We start from the raw sequence: 16738 nt of genomic DNA on the forward strand, positions 1-16738 counted from the left end.
TAAATTAAATTAAACTAAAAACAATATAGAACAAAGAAAAAACAATTTAATTTTAAATTTAATTAAACTTTTGTATTGATTTCCATTTTTCAATCGCATACAATGAGTTTAATAAAATTAAACAAAAGGGGTTCAACATAATGAACGATCAATTAAAACACAAAAAAGCGACCTACCATCTTTACACTTTTTTAGTCAGTAAGATCATTGGTTCACTAGGTTCACATGTTTATGCATTTGGTATTAGTATGTACATTCTTTCATTAACAGGCTCTTCATTAAGTTTTGCAACAAATATTTTATTAAGCTATTTACCACGTATAATTATTTCTCCATTCGCGGGTTTACTGAGTGATCGTTTTCCGCGCAAATGGCTCGTACTAGGGGGCCAGGCAGGTGTTATACTGTCAGTAAGTATTTTACTTATCTATACGTACACATTTGAACTTTCGTTAATTGCTATATATTGTGTGACAATCTTCAATAGTATTTTTAGTACATTCTCTAGCGTTGCCTTCACATCATCGATTGCCAATTTAGTTAATGAAGAACGATTACAAAAGGCCATGAGCTTTAATCAATTGTCGATGTCGATTTCTGGAATAGGTGGACCAATTGTAGGTGGTATGCTGTTTGGTTTTGTATCAATGGAAATATTCTTACTTACATTTATCATTGCGGCGATAGTCACATTAACATTAGAGTCTACGATGAATTTCAAGTTATATCAAAAGGAAACGAGTACTCCTGCTACTAATTCTACTGAAAAAGAATCAATGCTTGAGAGCTTAAAGGCTGGTTTTACTTATGTAAAGGATAAGCGCGTAATTCGTTCGATTCTTTGGACAGCGCTCTGGTTAAACTTATTTTTCACAAGTGTAAATATTGGATTTGGCTTTATTTTACTAACGATTTTAAAGTTAGATCCAAGGTTAATTGGAATTACTGAAGCTGGTGGAGCAATCGGCATATTAATTACTTCCATTTATTTTGCTTCCCGCTCAAACGTAAAATATCCATTAGTTGTTGTTAAGCGATCAACATTAATGACATCATTTTTAGTAATAAGTTTAGCGTTCCCATTATTTTTCGATTTTTCAAGTACAGTAAATTTCATTTATTACTTTATCGTAATGGTTTTGTTTGGCGGCTTCGGCGTTATTACAAACACACCAATCGGGGTTATGCTACAAGTATCCATTGATGAAGAATATCGTGGACGTGTGTTTGGCATTGTTGAAATGATGGCGATGAGCATGATGCCAGTTGGAACACTATTATTCGGCGTTTTATACGATGTACTACCGGCACAGTGGATTTTAATCGTGAGTGGTTGCATTTTAATTGGCATTGTATTCACATTGCTACGTCCTTCAGTACTAAAGATGGCACATCCTGAATTAGAAGAAAAGACACTGGAACCTGTTTTGGAAAAATAAAACATTTGTTAAATGCCCTCATTTTTATTGAAATGAGGGTTTGGGTTTTTATTTAGAAATAAATTGATCGAACTTCCCTTATATTAATGAAACTATATTCAACTTATGAACGTAAGTGTATGTGAAGGTACCATTTTAGAGAGGAGTAACCCTTTGAGCTTATATGTTGAACAATCAGGAAATTTAGATTCTCCCACTTGCCTCCTATTTTTACATGGTGGTGGCGTGAGTAGTTGGATGTGGGATAAGCAAGTAACCCATTTTAAACATTATCATTGTATAACGATCGACTTACCGGAACATGGAAAAAGTCAAAGTGGCATAAAATTCACTATTGACGGAGCTGCTAAAAGCATACTCCAAACTATAGATCATCTAGTTCATAACAAAAGCATAGTTGTAATTGGGTTTTCCCTAGGTGCCCAAGTTTTAATACAAATGTTACATTTGCAACCAAATTTAATTAATTTCGCCATTATTAATAGTGCATTAGTTAAACCCGTTTCAAATGCTGAAAAATTGCTAAATCCTATGATTCGTTTTTCTTATCCATTTATTCAAAAAAGATGGTTTGCTAAAATTCAGGCAAAGACATTGTACATAAACGACCAATATTTCGAAAAATATTATGAAGAAAGTCGTAATATAACGCAAAATACTTTAATTCGCGTTTTATCGGAAAATATGTCCTTTAGCATCCCACATGGATTTTCTAATGTGAGTACCAAAATATTAGTTACATATGGCGAAAAGGAAAAAAAGCTCATAAAGGAATCTGCAAAATTGCTCGTTGCTTCAAATCTAAATTGCCAAGGCATCATGATTCCGAAAATTGGTCATGGTGCCCCAATTGCGATACCTGAATATTTTAATAGTATGATTGAAAATTGGCTAACGAAAAATCAATTACCCTATCAATCTGAAACATTAATAAAATTATAAAACTGTCAAAAGGGAAAAGAGGCGATTTATTTGAAATGGTATAAGAAATGGCTGCTCATCATCGTTGCCATTTTCGTTATGATCCCGCTCTTTATTGGGATAATACAGCACAATAAAAAGCTACCATCTCATATTTCATTTGAGGGACCAACATATAAAACAGACGAATTAGAATTTCTATATGATTTGACTTATCAAAAGAATGAAGAACGTGTTTTAGAGCAACAGTTATTGGGAACTGCACTTGAAATTATTAATGAGGCGGAAAACTTTTTAGTTGTCGATATGTTTTTATATAACGATGATTATGACCGAGATAAAGGAGAATATCCTAATTCCGCTCAAAAAATTACGAATGCTTTAGTTGAAAAACGTAAAGACAATCCTACTATGTCGATTACTGTATTAACAGATGCAGTGAATACACTCTACGGTTCAACTAATAATCCGTACTTTGAAACATTAGAAGACAATAATATTAACGTTTTGATTACGAATGTAAAACCACTTCGAGATTCAAATCCAATCTATTCAAGTATTTGGCGACCGTACTTACAATGGTGGCAACCATCACAAGAAGGCTTTTTACCGAACGCATTTAATCCTGATGGACGAAAAGGCTCAATTGGTTCCTATTTAGATTTAATTAATTTTAAGGCGAACCATCGTAAAATTATTTTAAATGAATCGCGGGCAATGCTTACTTCTGCTAATTTAACCCATGATGGCAGTAGTTATCATTCCAATATTGGCTTTGTTGTTCAAGGTGACATTTTAAAAGACATTTATCTATCAGAGCAAGCTGTAGCGAACATGACTGGCTATACATTACCGGATGTAACTTTTAAATCGTCTAATGAAACAAATGGTGAACTAGAAATCCAATTAGTTACAGAAGGTAAAATTAAAAAGGCATTGTTAGGGGCTTTAGCAGAAGCCGATGAGCAATCGACAATTAAAATCGGTGTATTTTATATTTCTGATCGTCAAATTGTGAAAGGAATAAAAGAAGCGGCTAAGCGTGGTGCAAACGTTCAAATGATATTAGACCCGAACAAAGATGCTTTTGGAATTGAGAAAAATGGGATTCCTAATCGCCAAGTGGCTGCCGAACTAGTACCGAACAAAAACATCGAAGTCCGCTTTTATGATACAAATGGTGAACAGTTCCATAGTAAGTTTGTAATTGTTACCGATGAAGATGAAACCACTTTAATTGGCGGCTCTGCAAATTTCACACGACGTAACTTAGCTGATTACAATTTAGAAAGTAATTTAGTCATTAACATGCCAAAAACTCATGTATTAACGAAAGAAATTAACGATTATTTCGATCGCATGTGGAATAATGATGATGGCCAATTCACCGTCGAATTTGAAAAGTATGAAGACCAAACATTGTGGAAAAAAGCCTTTTACCGTTTACAGGAGTTTACAGGATTATCGACTTTTTAAATGATTAAAAACGTGCTTTTGCTCTACTGATTGAAGAGCAAAACCACGTTTACATTTTATTACTGTAAATCCAGGGAGATAAAAAAAGCAATTACGTTTTTTCGTAATTACTTTTAACAAAATTAGCGTGAGGCCTTTGGTGGTTGGCAAACATCACATTTCTGTTGTTTGTTTTCTTTAAACTTTTTCCATGGTTTTTGGAATTCATTTCCGCAAGCGCATTTAAAATCTAATTTTTGAGAAAAACCTTTAAATTCCGTTGATAGTAACGTACTATCTGAATTTTTTTCTACATATTCTCGAATAGAATGGATTGTCCATTTTTTACTCATACCGATTACACCTCCACGAACAATCCATTATAGCATGCTATTAGCAGGATGATGTAATTTTATTATTAATTAAACAACCAATCCATGATAAAGCCGAAACCTTTAAATGCAAAATAGATGGCTAAAATACCTAAAATGATAACAGTCAAACATGAAAAGAAACCCGAGAATAAAAAGAATTTAATATTTGGCCCTTTTCTATTGCCCCAGTCTTCTTTGTTTTCACTCGTAATAGTGTTAATTGCATGACAATGAGGACAATGTTCGATATATGTTCTTTTTTGTTGTTTTTTTCCGTTCATTACTTGTATTTCTGTTGAAAAGTTTACTGTATTAAAATCAATAAGCACGTCTTCTCCACAGTTTTTACATGTTACTGTAACTTTTTTTGCTTCCATCTATAACAACTCCCTTAATCGCTTTTATTATAGCATTGGAAGGAAACGAATAGGCGACAAAACATATACTAGATGAAAACCCCTTTTCGTTAGGAGATACGTTATGAGTAAAAATTCGAAATCTACAGCTAATTTGGAATTGGTTGCGGCCCGATTTGTCTATGCAGCTGCTGCTGTATCAACGCTAGGGGATCTGTTAGAAACGATTGCAGCCGGTATAACAGTGCAAATTTTAGAACAGAAAGCCAATCAAGCAGGTGCGGCTGCTCTCGGAACAGCTATTCAAGAGGAAGATGTTTTACAAATGAATCAACAAATTGATTATTTAATAAATGAATTAGGCGAAATTAGACAATTTATTCAATTATAATATGTTATTCCCGGTTAAATAAATATTTAATTGAATCCCCTTCAATGCGACGCTCACAGTCATCGCAAGAAATACGGGCGTTTCGGTTGATTTTATATTGCTGATATTTTTTTGTCCCTTCCATTAATTTGAATGATTTGCTGCAATAGCGACATGTCGTCTCGTAAAAAAACATTTAGTTTGAATCCTTTCATTATGTATCCTTGTTAGTTTATTATAGCAAATTTGTTTATACAAATAGCCTATTGAGTATTGCTCAATAGGCTATCGATTTTTAAGATTTTAATACTTTAATCGTTACTTTTTTTCTTCCCCATTCATAGGCATCTGTTTTATTTTTTACGAAAATATCGATTTTATTCCCCTTTATTGCTCCACCAATATCCCCTGCAATGGCAACACCGTACCCTTCTACCCAAACCTTTGAACCTAGAGGAATAACTTTTGGATCAACCGCAATAACTTTTAAATCCGGGTTTTTCCGTAAATTAATTCCTGTTTTTGTAATGCCCGAACATCCTTTACAATACGCAGTATAAGCTGTCGCTGTTACAGTCAGTGTTTTTTTCACATTCGATGGATCTGTAGGTGATACTTTTGATGGTTCTGGGGCCGGTTTTGGATCTGGAGTTGGTGTCGGCGTTGGCTCTTGTTTCACTTCTGTTGGAACTTTTTTTACTACTTTTGGGATTTCAATAACTTGTCCCTCTTCAATATCAGGCTTTCTCATATCGTTAAGCTTCATTATTGCTTTTACCGTTGTATCATATTTATGTGCAATTGCACTTATATGCTCACCTTCTTTAATGGCATAAGTAATTACTGGTTTGTCTTGCCCTGACGATTTTTTCACGACTTTAGGAATGTCAATAACTTGTCCAGCTTGAAAATCAGGCTTTTTCATATTGTTTAATTTCATTATTGCCTTCACCGTTGTGTCGTACTTTGCAGCGATCGTGCTGATGTGTTCCCCTTCTTTAATTGTATACGTAATAGTTTGACTTGCTTCACCTGATGTATTTTTCACAACCTTAGGAATCTCAATGACTTGTCCAGCTTGAAGTTCAGGCTCTTTCATGTTGTTTAACTTCATTATTGCCTTTACCGTCGTATCATACTTTTCGGCAATTGTGCTTATATGCTCGCTTTCTTTAATTGTATGTGTTGCCGCATCAGACGTCGCTACAAAAATAAAAGTGCTTACTGTAAATATCGTGAAAAACGCTAATATTTTTTTGAACATACTTGAATAGTTCCCTCCATTTATAATGTCGTGAATATTTTGCTCATTCAACTTTTAATAGCTTTCCATTGAAATATTTCAGTAGTGTGACAAATTCATGTTTAAACATTACATTTATGTGACAAACAACCTCAATATTATAGATTTTCTGTAATATTTCGACAAAATATGCAATATATTCCCAATTTATTGATAGAATGTGTAAAAATAATTCGAATTTCGGACTATCTTACATTGCCTATGTATGGTACGATACGTAATGTTTTATGAATTTACATGAAAGAGTGGATACATTGGAAAAAAATACGAAGGAATTAAGCTTATTTAAACTAACGTGGCCATTATTTTTAGAGCTTTTCTTATTTATGCTTATGGGATTAGCAGATACATTCATGTTAAGTGCCGTGTCAGATGATGCAGTTGCAGGGGTTGGAACAGCCAATCAATACATCCAGATTGCTATTCTTTTATTAGGTGTTATTGGGACAGGTGCATCCATTGTCGTTTCGCAATACTTAGGTTCTCGCTTAATAGCTGAAGCATCTAAAATTGCGGCATTATCTGTTACATTAAATTTAATTGTGGGTATCATTATTAGTGGATTATTTATTCTTTTTTCAAATAAATTAATGCAATTAATGAATTTACAAGGGGCTGTACTTGAAGCTGCTCAAAGCTATTTGGCAATTGTTGGTGGATTTATATTTGTACAGGCGCTTATTACGTCACTCTCGTCTGTAATTCGTGTACAAGGATGGACGAAGCAGACGATGTATGTTTCCCTAGGGATGAACGTTATCCACGTACTGTTAAACTACATTTTAATATTCGGTAAATTTGGAGCACCTGAGCTTGGTGTCGAGGGGGCTGCTATTTCATCTGTTATTAGTAGAATTTTAGCTGCTGTCGTATTTTTCTGGTTGTTATATCAAGCGCTTGAAATACGGATTAAACTTACGGATTATTACCATTTTTCAAAAGAATACATTACAAAGATTTTAAAAATAGGTATTCCTTCAGCATTGGAACAGGTACTTTACCAAACTAGTCAAATCGTCCTACTTTACTACGTAACTTATATTGGCGCTGAAGCATTATCTGCTCGGCAATACGCGGTGAATATTTCAATGTTTACGTATTTATTTGCAATGGCGATTGGCATGGGAACGGCTATTTTAATTGGTCGCTATGTGGGGGCTGGTGAAACAGACCGAGCTTATAAGAGTGTTTGGTTTAGTGTAAAGTCTGCGCTTATTTTCACACTCGTTATGGTCGTATTTGTTATAGCATTTAGAGAGCCTTTAATGGGGTTATTTACTGATAATAATGAAATTATTAAAATCGGGGCTAGTGTATTATTATTAAGTATCTTCCTAGAAACTGGACGTACGATAAATATAACGATTATTAACTCATTACGTGCTGCCGGTGATGCTACTTACCCTGTACGTATTGGTCTTATTTCGATGATCATCATTGGTCTATCGCTCGGCTATATTTTTGTTTTCATATTTGATATGGGATTAGTCGGTGTATGGTTAGCGATTGCTTGTGATGAATGGATTCGTGCAATATTAGTAATATTCCGTTGGCGCAGTCGTAAATGGGAACGCTACGCAATTGTTGGCCCGAGCAAAGCATAATAACATTTTTAGCGTCCATCTATATTTAAAAAGAAAAATTAAAAAAACCGACTCCATATAAATTTATGGAATCGGTTTTTTTAAACTTATTTTTCTGTATCTTCAATCGCTTGTACTTCTTGTGAAGTCTCTTCTGTTGCCTCAAGCTCCACTTCTTTTGCGGCTGCTTCTTCAGCCTTACGTTGCGCTTCTTCTGCCGCTGCTTTTTTCGCAGCCTCTTCAATTGGTTTATTAACTACACCAAGGCACCAAATAAACTCTTCCCATGCCATGTTCCAACCTTTATATACTTCTTCTGAGTCATCCCATTTCACTAAATAGGCAAGACCATCTTCAGTTTTTGTTAAATATAATGATAAGTCTGCTCCAGCGCGATCGCTAACTAATTTAATTTTACCCTCTTCATCAAATCGTTCTTCGATATTATCCTTTTCTGTGAATGCACGACTTTGCGCAATTTCAAATAATGTATTGCTATGAATACGATATTTATTTTTTTGCATCTTTTTTCCCAACTTCCATCAAAAATTAATTACTTTATCTATATTACAACGTTTTCCGAAATTTATCGCCACTTTTTTCGGATTCAGCGCTTTTATTTATTTTATCATAAAAATAGCACATTAAACTACCATTGATTGCAAAAACAAGAACGTTCATTCGTATTTTTATGAAGAATCTAGTACAATTGAATAGATAATGAGATTTATCTTACATTCTATTTTAGTATACATTTTGTTTAGACATTGTTTTCAACATTCGGTCGTGGTAGAATTTTGCAAGAGGTGAAAACATTGAGCATCGTAACTGCAGGTTTACTCGTTTCCTTCTCTGGAATTATTGTTGTTTGTTTAGGGTTATTTAATGTCATACCCAACACTACACAAACATTAAACTACGTATTTGTAGGAATTGGCTGGATATTTATTTTAATTGGCGTAGTTATTCGGATTATTGGTATGAAGATGGAACGAAAGCATAAAAAATAAAAAAAGCCTAGTGATACGTAATATATTTACGCACACTGGGCTATTGTTATTCTTTATTTACAGTTTGCTATTCAGACATGCGACATCATTACTAGTACAACCTGTTAATAATAAAAAGAAAAAAATAATTACACCATTTTTATAATTTTTCAAATATTCCCCTTCCTAACACTGATATTTTATAAGATTACAAATTTCAACTAATAGAAACTGGCTATCCAATCCATGTTAATTCGTACTCTAGTAAATAATACTTCGAACTATAAATTTCGACCTCATATGTCACTACACTACTTTCACTTATTGAAATTCCTATTATTTCACCGACCTTATTTAATATATGCGGTTCATAATATTTGCGATAATTATGTGTTTCGCTATCGATTTTTTCATCTACTAGGTGGATTTTCACTTTATCCATTAACTGAAACTTTGCATTCGTATGCTCTGAAGTCATTTCAAATAAATTTAACTGCTTCAAAAAAATCACCTGCCAAAATGTACTAATTGATACATTCGACAGGTGAAGACAATTTCCTTTATAAAATGAAACTTCAATCAGGCATTAGCGGTAAAACGGTTTCGTTCTTACTTTGCTCTGGCTTTAAATAAATGACCAATTCCTGTTGGTAAACACCATCTATTAAATAATGATCTAATGTATGGCTATCATATTGAAATGTACCAAACGGAAATGAAACACTTTCCCCTTTCACTGCTGCCAAAAGACCTGCAACGTCTTGAGACACCATTTGAAGTACTTCCTCAGCGGTTTCGGTTAATACAAATACTACATTCATAATCTCTCTCCTATACTCCAATGAATAATGCAGCCTGGGCAATGGCTATATAAAATGCGATATCTTGAATTGGCGATTGGTCAGACAGTTCAAACGTTATATCAAATAAATCTTTTTGCTCGTCATAGACAGCAAGCCATTTTGCAACAACGACATCATCTACAATAAATGTTGACCAAGATTCCATTTCTTTATCGACCTTCATTTTAAAGTCGCCATTAGAAATGAATAACTCCGGTACCCCAATGCGCCAGTTTTCATAGTTAATTAAATAGTTTTCATCTCTTACAAGGTCCTTTCCCTCAAACCAAACTTTACCACGTCGAAAAACCTTTTTTGCTTGGAATAATGGCTTTCCTGCAAGATCGATTACTTCGTACTTTAAAAAATATCGGTAATCAAAATAACCGTCCAATAGTTTTTTCAAACCATTATCATAAATGCGTTGTACGGATTGAATTTGGATACCTTGTTCGTTATAGATTGGCTGGGGTGTTGTTGATTTAATATTCCCTAAAGCCTGGTACGTAAATTTTTTCATGTACTTCCCCTTAATAAATTATCGTAATTTTATTCAATACTCTTTTCACAAAATTATTTTGTTCATCAAATTGCTTTCGAATAGATACCGCAATGTCTGGATGATTGGTTATTATACCGTCTATATTCCATTCATAAAAGTGTTGAAGCCCTCGTTCATTATTAACTGTCCAAACAAATAACTCTTTCCCTGCAGCATTGACTTGCTCTTGTATAGCACTTGTTGCAAAAGATTGTTCTATGGCAACAAAATCGGCATCCATTAAGGGAATAGACCCATAGGCAACAGCATACACAAATCCCGTTTTGATTCGTGGCTCTAATGCTTCAAGTTCCTCCATTAGTTTAATATCCAATGATTGCACATAATGTATGTCAAGTGCATCATGAGCATCTAGTTGCGCAACGAGTCGCTCTAGCATATCTTTTGTTTCATAGCCATGAGGTTTTATTTCAATTAATAATTGTATATTCAACAATCGGCTCGTTTGTAGCACTTCTTCAAGCGACGGAATTTTATCGGTATGCCCGTCGGCTGACACAGTGGTTTCTGTTAACTCTTTTAACGTCATTTGATGGACACGATTAGGCTTTCTCGCGAGTCGAGATAACGTCTCATCGTGAAAAACGACAAATTGTCCATCCTTCGTTTGCTGGATATCAATCTCAACCACTTCCGCACCAGCTTTTGCAGATTCCTTAATCGAGCTAATTGTATTTTCCACACCACGTTCCATAAAACCTCGATGTGCAATAACTATCGACTCAGGCTCATATAGCGTCTTTTCTAAATTCAATAAATTAATACCGCTAATTAAAAAGAAGGCATAAATGGAAATGAGTATTGTCCATTGTCTAATTGTTTGACGAAATGACTCCTCTTGCAAAATAAGTGGCTTAAAGTGGGTAGAACTAAATGCTACCATAACAAGTAATTGAGAAGAAATAATTTGTAGTATAGAGAAAAATAATACTATTACTCCTTCAGCAAATGTCAAGGTAAATCCAGCTACAACTAACCCCCAACTCGGTACAATTGCCTCAATAATCAGTAACGGAATGAAAGTTATCGTTAATACGGTTATTAGGAGACTTAAATGAATGAGAACAATGACAGCGATTATTCCAATAAGCTCAACTAATTTCCTTTGAGAGAACTTCCAGCTCATTTTCAATGCTTGAAAAATCGAAATCCCTTGATAAATTGTAAAAAATGGCCATGTGAATATAAAACGTAAACTAATAAACCCAAGAACTACTATAACAGTTACATATAAAATTGTTCCATTACGTGAATTGAGTAACTCATCTATAATAAATCGTGGAATTGTAAAGTTTTGAATGAGCGAAATTGGTAATATCGATGAAATAAGCGGTATTAACAATAACAAATAAATGACTAATAACAACGTTTGTAAGCTTATAAAATGTACTACCTTTTGATTTAACCTTTTTAATAGACGCTTCCATGTATATGGAATTGCACATTGTTGATGATATGCTAAGAGCATTAAAAAGCCCATTTCATAGTATATAAATAAAACACCAATTAACAAAATTAATCCAATGCCCGCTAATGCAAAAGGATGTGTAACTAATTGCATTATGTTATTTTCTGTAATCGCATGAACACCAGTCACATCCATAATTAGTGTAATAATTAAGCTTATAAATGGTATCACGATAAAAGCTTGAACAATACGTAACACAACGAACGTACGAATATAATCAACACGATAATAATATAAATTTCGAAAAATAAGGTTTACTACTCTTCTTAATCTTTCCAAATGCTCCTCCCCCAGTAAAAAACAAAAATATCAAATCTATTTTAATATTCCCCGTTATTGTACAATACATGCAATCTATTAATAAAATCGTAGGCGAATGTTTATAAATTTAGTATTTAAAACACTAAAAAACTATTTTGTAAGCTTTCATACAAAATAGTTTTAAATACAATCAACAAGGATAAAGTGAGTAACCCTAACCGTTTTACCTTGCTGGTTATCTTTTCAAGTCCAACTTCAAAAAGCCGAACCCATTACGGATTCGGCTTTTCATCCTCTTTTCAAGCAATTGGCATTGCTGCAAAAAACTCTTGATATAAACCTTTTAAAATTTGATCTTCAAACTCTGAGCGGACACCAAATACTAAACTTACTTCAGAAGAACCTTGATTAATCATCTCAATATTGGCTCCTGTTGAAGATATTGCTGCTGCAGCACGAGCAGCTAATCCCGTATTATGGCGCATACCTTCGCCCACAATTACAATCATTGAGAAATTATGGCTAAAATGCACATCATCTGCATGTAATTCATGCTTCACACGTGCAACAATACGTTCTTCTTTTTCAGGTGTTAACTGATTCGAACGCATAATAACAGAAATATCATCTAAACCAGAGGGCGTATGCTCATACGATATATTTTCCTCTTCAATTATTTGCAATAGCTTTCTGCCAAAACCAACTTCACGATTCATTAAATATTTTGACACGTAAAGCATTGAAAAACCACCATCAGCCGAAATACCTGTGACAGGTCGATTCGTTTGTGGTCGTGTCGGTAAAATTCGTGTTCCGGGTGCAGAAGGGTTATTCGTATTTTTGATATTAACAGGAATCCCTTGCTTATAAACAGGCATTAACGCTTCATCATGAAAAACTGAGAAGCCCGCATAAGATAATTCTCTCATTTCACGATACGTTAGTTCTTTAATATCAACTGGATCATTGACAACTTTTGGATTAGCTGCGAATACACAGTCAACATCTGTAAAGTTTTCATATAGTGTCGCGCCAACAGCGGAAGCTAAAATCGAACCTGTGATATCCGACCCCCCACGATCAAATGTACGTAAAATTCCGTCTTTTGTATAGCCGAAAAAGCCTGGGAAAATAATAATTTCCTGTTCATGCTTTAATTTACTTAAATTTTCATATGCTTCTGGTAAGGCTAAAGTACGCTCAGGTAAGTCAGTAAGAATTAATTTATCTTTTGGACTTACATATTTAGCTGGAAGACCAGCAGCGTTGAAATACTCAGCGATTAGCTTTGCATTATTATCCTCACCACTTGCTTTAATATTATCAATAAACAGTTCTTTACTTAAACCGTTATCTGTTACACGTTCACGTAAATCTTGTGCGATCATATTTGTAATCGTATGGTCTAAACCTAGCCCATCCGTAATATTACGATAGCGATCTACTACTACTTGAATTTTTAATTCAACATCCCCACCCTCTAATGCGGTGTGTGCTAACTCTATTAATAAATCCGTCACCTTAATATCATCGCTTGAACGCTTACCTGGCGCAGATACAGCGACAATCTTTCTTTCAGGATTAGACTTCACAATGTTTGCTACTTTTTTGATTTGTTCTGCACTTGCGACCGATGTGCCGCCGAACTTACATACTATCATCTCATCATATCCTTACTTTCAAAATTGATATTTGTACTTACAGGAAAAACATTTGGCTTTACACAGTGTACAAATTATTGGTATTTCAGTCAAGACTATTATGTGAAATCAATAATCTATTTAGTCAAAATACGAATATTTTAAGGATTTGTCAATATATTATATGTGATTTTAAAAGAATCGTGTATTTTTTAACGATGGTCATTTTAATTTCCCTTTATAAATTAACCCATTCTTTATTAAGTAATGCTTTTCCTTAAAATAAATAATTCAAACCTATATTCCTTTGAATATCCAACATTAAAAAAGAACAAAAAAATACCGCCATTAACTATTGGCGGTAAATTATTTTAGCCGATTTTACTAAACTAGTAAATATAATTTACTTATTTTGTTATCCTAGCAAACCTCCTCGGACACTACAAATTAACCAGTACAAAAAAATAAAGTCAAGAGGCCACTAGCAAGCTAGAAATCCTCTTGACTTTTTTATCATTATTGTACGCGAGCAAATCCAAATCCTGAAGCGTAATCATCGCCTGTTGCAGCACCATATCCACCTTTAATGTCTACTGCTTTTGCTCTCGTTTGTAAGTTAGAACGTAGTTGAGTATGAGACCAAGACGGATTTTCAGCCCAAATTTTTGCTGCTAAGCCTGAAACGTGTGGAGTAGCCATTGAAGTACCACTAATCGTATTATAGCCACCATTATACCAAGTTGAGTAAACTGCTGAACCAGGAGCAGAAATTTCGATATCGCCTTGCTGGATAACATAATCTCCAGCTGTAGATGCATAACCACGTGAAGAGTAGTTAGCTATACGATACGTACCGTTTTCTTGTACATTTTCTAAAGATGCAACAGCGACTGAGTTCACTAATGCCGCTGGATAACCAATTGATCCTTGTGAATAACCTGAATTACCCGCTGCAGCAACTACTAGAACACCTTTGCTATAAGCATAATTAACAGCGCTTGAAATTAAGCTGTTATTTGCGGAAGAACCTAGTGACATACTAATAATTGTTTTTGAACCAGTAGCTGTTGCTTGATCTGCCGCATGTCGAATAGCTGCTGCAATATCATCAGAATATCCAGATCCACTATCTAATAACACTTTGTAAGCCCATAGATCCGCATCAGGAGCAACTCCGTAAACGCCTCCTTGATCACTACCACCATCAGCTAATGCTGTACCCGCTACATGTGTACCATGCCCGTTTTTGTCTGTACAACTATTATTAATTGGTGATGTAGCACCTGTAAAATCCTTACATTGCTCTACGTTATTGACAAGGTCTGGATGAGAAATGTTTACACCTGTATCAAGTACGGCAATATTAATACCGCTACCTCCAGACGTAGTTGTTAAAGAATTATTGTTGTAAATCGCTTTAATTCCCCAAGGGATTTGTTGGGTAGCCCTTGCAGTAGCTTCGAAATCTGGAGTGCTTTCTTCAACCATACTATTGTCATCCAGGCCAATCGTATCTAATGTAACGATAGGAACCTTTGTCACTGTTAGGTTTTTATTGTTTTGTAAAGCTTGGAATTGCTTTTCATTCATTTCTGTTGAAAATCCATTCTCCGTTAATTCCCAACGGACAGAATGTTGACCTTTTACCGAGGACTTTGTTGATTTGTCATTTGCTTCAACATAAACTCGGAATGTTTCCAGACCTAACTTTTTGTCAAAACCACTTTCTGCACTTTCCATTGTTGTAGCATGCACTGGAGTTATTACTGATCCTGCAATCAAAAGACTAAATAATGCACTTTTCATTTTTTTCATTCTTCTTAACCCCTTTTCAATTTTTTGTGTAGCACTACAACTTAAAACTACCATATTTCAAATATTTTGATTATTGGGAAAAAATTAAGTATGCTAGATATCAAATAAAGTCATTCAATATAGGAGGTTATTACAGTGAAAATAGGCTCACTAATCAAGTATTATCGTACAAAACTAGGAATGACGCAAAATACACTAGCAATGGGGATTTGTTCGATTCCTCATTTAAGTAAAATTGAAAATAACAATAAAGAAGCAAATAGCGAGACAATTCGTCTATTATTAGAGCGTTTAAACATTAGTCTACACAATGTAGAAAATAGTGAAAAAAGTATAGTTCAGTTATTAAATGATTTCCAAAAACATATAAATTTTTTAGAGAACGAAAAGGCTAAAGAAACAATGGAGAAACTAAAAGAATACGAAGAAATAATAGGTTTTACAGAATCGGTGTATTTATATGAGCTTTATAAACTGCGTTATTATATTTTCCTTAGGGATTCTATATTAGTAGAAAAACAATTAAGGTGGCTAAATGCCCACCGCCAAAATTTTTCCCAACATGAGAAATATTTACATTCTTACTTTTATGCTTTAGTTTTAATATTAAGAGGTAAATACGAGGAAGCAGATAAAGAGCTTACAAATTTACTTCAAATTCATTCAGAATTAGGTTCTCTAGAAGGGGAGGTTAACTATCATTTAGCCCTAATAAAAGGGCGATTGGAAGAATCAAGCCAAGCTATTATCTATGGTAGAAGAGCTCTTCAATTTTATAAGGACCAATTCAATTTTAAAAGGATCCTTTATACATTAATGTCTTTAGCACTCAATTACTCTCGTGGAAAAGTATTTCATGAAGCAATTGAAATCTATGAACATTTATTAAGGAATATTGCACTATTACAGCAACAGCATTTATTACCTATAATTTATAATAATTTAGGGGATCTGTATCAAATGAAGGGAGAATATGAAAATGCATTAATTTACTTCGAAAAAAGCTCGTTATTAATCCCAAAAAACAGTGACAATTATCTACTTTGTTTATATAACTTAGGGATTACGCAATTTCGATTAGAGCAATTTGAGGAAAGTACAAAAACTTTTACTCTATTAAAGGAGGAATCGAAAAAAAAGCGAGAATTAAATTTTAATCAATTTGCAATATTTTATTTATTTTTACTAAACGAAGAAAAAACGAAAGCGATGGACTTTTTAGAAGGAAGGCTAATCCCATTTACAGCTAATAATGAAGATTTAAGAGAAATGTACCAACAGTTCTCAAATTTACTAAGTGAGTATTATCGACAAGAAGGTAAATTTGAAAAAGCTGTACAATTTTATTATTAATATATTA

17 protein-coding genes are annotated in these 16738 nt (G+C 34.0%); 7 read left to right on the forward strand and 10 right to left on the reverse strand.

What is annotated here, in order from left to right:
- Positions 1–140: 140 nt before the first annotated feature.
- The 3 genes from MKZ17_RS13085 (at position 141) to MKZ17_RS13095 (ending at position 3836) form a co-directional block, all read left to right on the forward strand.
- Positions 141–1439, forward strand: coding sequence for an MFS transporter (locus MKZ17_RS13085; protein WP_340724176.1), 1299 nt, complete (start codon positions 141–143; stop codon positions 1437–1439).
- 153 nt (positions 1440–1592) lie between these two features.
- Entirely contained in the window at positions 1593–2381 is a 789-nt protein-coding gene (locus tag MKZ17_RS13090) for an alpha/beta fold hydrolase (protein WP_340724177.1), read from the forward strand.
- 30 nt (positions 2382–2411) lie between these two features.
- Positions 2412–3836, forward strand: a complete 1425-nt coding sequence (locus MKZ17_RS13095) for a phospholipase D-like domain-containing protein (RefSeq protein ID WP_340724178.1) — start codon at positions 2412–2414, stop codon at positions 3834–3836.
- A 122-nt stretch (positions 3837–3958) separates the two neighbouring features.
- Here MKZ17_RS13095 and MKZ17_RS13100 read toward each other — a convergent pair whose 3' ends face one another.
- Positions 3959–4168 (reverse strand): hypothetical protein, encoded by a 210-nt coding sequence (locus tag MKZ17_RS13100; protein WP_340724179.1) that lies wholly within the window; start codon positions 4166–4168, stop codon positions 3959–3961.
- 65 nt (positions 4169–4233) lie between these two features.
- Complete coding sequence (locus tag MKZ17_RS13105; RefSeq protein WP_340724180.1) at positions 4234–4566, reverse strand: redox protein; 333 nt, start codon at positions 4564–4566, stop codon at positions 4234–4236.
- Between the two features lie 103 nt (positions 4567–4669).
- Here MKZ17_RS13105 and MKZ17_RS13110 point away from each other — a divergent pair, with 103 nt between their 5' ends.
- Positions 4670–4936, forward strand: a complete 267-nt coding sequence (locus MKZ17_RS13110; RefSeq protein ID WP_340724181.1) for a hypothetical protein — start codon at positions 4670–4672, stop codon at positions 4934–4936.
- A 274-nt stretch (positions 4937–5210) separates the two neighbouring features.
- Here MKZ17_RS13110 and MKZ17_RS13115 read toward each other — a convergent pair whose 3' ends face one another.
- Complete coding sequence (locus tag MKZ17_RS13115; RefSeq protein ID WP_340724182.1) at positions 5211–6179, reverse strand: LysM peptidoglycan-binding domain-containing protein; 969 nt, start codon at positions 6177–6179, stop codon at positions 5211–5213.
- Positions 6180–6445: 266 nt separating this feature from the next.
- Between MKZ17_RS13115 and MKZ17_RS13120 the strand changes: the two genes are divergently transcribed.
- Positions 6446–7822 carry an MATE family efflux transporter gene (locus tag MKZ17_RS13120; RefSeq protein ID WP_340724183.1) on the forward strand — a complete coding sequence of 459 codons (1377 nt, stop codon included), beginning with the start codon at positions 6446–6448 and terminating at the stop codon, positions 7820–7822.
- Between the two features lie 86 nt (positions 7823–7908).
- Here the strand turns inward: MKZ17_RS13120 and MKZ17_RS13125 are convergent, their stop codons facing one another.
- Positions 7909–8325, reverse strand: coding sequence for a homoserine dehydrogenase (locus MKZ17_RS13125; protein ID WP_340724184.1), 417 nt, complete (start codon positions 8323–8325; stop codon positions 7909–7911).
- Between the two features lie 291 nt (positions 8326–8616).
- Here MKZ17_RS13125 and MKZ17_RS13130 point away from each other — a divergent pair, with 291 nt between their 5' ends.
- The gene (locus MKZ17_RS13130) at positions 8617–8811 is read left to right on the forward strand and encodes a hypothetical protein (protein ID WP_340724185.1); all 195 of its coding nucleotides are present in this window, start codon (positions 8617–8619) and stop codon (positions 8809–8811) included.
- A 214-nt stretch (positions 8812–9025) separates the two neighbouring features.
- On the opposite strand, the gene MKZ17_RS13135 is transcribed toward MKZ17_RS13130, so the two are convergent.
- The 6 genes from MKZ17_RS13135 to MKZ17_RS13160 form a co-directional block, all read right to left on the reverse strand.
- On the reverse strand, positions 9026–9292 hold the full coding sequence (locus MKZ17_RS13135) for a hypothetical protein (protein ID WP_340724186.1): 267 nt from the start codon (positions 9290–9292) through the stop codon (positions 9026–9028).
- A gap of 73 nt (positions 9293–9365) precedes the next feature.
- A complete protein-coding gene (locus tag MKZ17_RS13140) occupies positions 9366–9611 on the reverse strand; it encodes a thymidylate synthase (protein ID WP_340724187.1) in 246 nt (81 codons plus the stop codon).
- Between the two features lie 10 nt (positions 9612–9621).
- A complete protein-coding gene (locus MKZ17_RS13145) occupies positions 9622–10152 on the reverse strand; it encodes a tubby C-terminal domain-like protein (RefSeq protein WP_340724188.1) in 531 nt (176 codons plus the stop codon).
- Positions 10153–10162: 10 nt separating this feature from the next.
- On the reverse strand, positions 10163–11941 hold the full coding sequence (locus tag MKZ17_RS13150) for a glycerophosphodiester phosphodiesterase (RefSeq protein ID WP_340724189.1): 1779 nt from the start codon (positions 11939–11941) through the stop codon (positions 10163–10165).
- 281 nt (positions 11942–12222) lie between these two features.
- The gene (locus MKZ17_RS13155) at positions 12223–13584 is read right to left on the reverse strand and encodes an aspartate kinase (RefSeq protein ID WP_340724190.1); all 1362 of its coding nucleotides are present in this window, start codon (positions 13582–13584) and stop codon (positions 12223–12225) included.
- 495 nt (positions 13585–14079) lie between these two features.
- Positions 14080–15378 (reverse strand): S8 family peptidase, encoded by a 1299-nt coding sequence (locus MKZ17_RS13160; protein WP_340724191.1) that lies wholly within the window; start codon positions 15376–15378, stop codon positions 14080–14082.
- A gap of 135 nt (positions 15379–15513) precedes the next feature.
- Between MKZ17_RS13160 and MKZ17_RS13165 the strand changes: the two genes are divergently transcribed.
- Positions 15514–16731, forward strand: coding sequence for a helix-turn-helix domain-containing protein (locus tag MKZ17_RS13165; protein ID WP_340724192.1), 1218 nt, complete (start codon positions 15514–15516; stop codon positions 16729–16731).
- Positions 16732–16738: the final 7 nt, after the last annotated feature.

Origin of the sequence: Solibacillus sp. FSL R7-0682 (assembly GCF_038005985.1) — a bacterium.
GTDB lineage: Bacteria > Bacillota > Bacilli > Bacillales_A > Planococcaceae > Solibacillus.

Excerpts from the sequence above, each read along its gene's own strand:
- MKZ17_RS13125 (WP_340724184.1), bottom strand. The coding sequence starts at position 8,325 with ATGCAAAAAAATAAATATCGTATTCATAGCAATACATTATTTGAAATT.
- MKZ17_RS13155 (WP_340724190.1), bottom strand. The coding sequence starts at position 13,584 with ATGATAGTATGTAAGTTCGGCGGCACATCGGTCGCAAGTGCAGAACAA.
- MKZ17_RS13140 (WP_340724187.1), bottom strand. The coding sequence starts at position 9,611 with ATGAATGTAGTATTTGTATTAACCGAAACCGCTGAGGAAGTACTTCAA.
- MKZ17_RS13100 (WP_340724179.1), bottom strand. The coding sequence starts at position 4,168 with ATGAGTAAAAAATGGACAATCCATTCTATTCGAGAATATGTAGAAAAA.
- MKZ17_RS13105 (WP_340724180.1), bottom strand. The coding sequence starts at position 4,566 with ATGGAAGCAAAAAAAGTTACAGTAACATGTAAAAACTGTGGAGAAGAC.
- MKZ17_RS13110 (WP_340724181.1), top strand. The coding sequence starts at position 4,670 with ATGAGTAAAAATTCGAAATCTACAGCTAATTTGGAATTGGTTGCGGCC.
- MKZ17_RS13120 (WP_340724183.1), top strand. The coding sequence starts at position 6,446 with ATGAATTTACATGAAAGAGTGGATACATTGGAAAAAAATACGAAGGAA.
- MKZ17_RS13145 (WP_340724188.1), bottom strand. The coding sequence starts at position 10,152 with ATGAAAAAATTTACGTACCAGGCTTTAGGGAATATTAAATCAACAACA.
- MKZ17_RS13085 (WP_340724176.1), top strand. The coding sequence starts at position 141 with ATGAACGATCAATTAAAACACAAAAAAGCGACCTACCATCTTTACACT.
- MKZ17_RS13115 (WP_340724182.1), bottom strand. The coding sequence starts at position 6,179 with ATGTTCAAAAAAATATTAGCGTTTTTCACGATATTTACAGTAAGCACT.
- MKZ17_RS13160 (WP_340724191.1), bottom strand. The coding sequence starts at position 15,378 with ATGAAAAAAATGAAAAGTGCATTATTTAGTCTTTTGATTGCAGGATCA.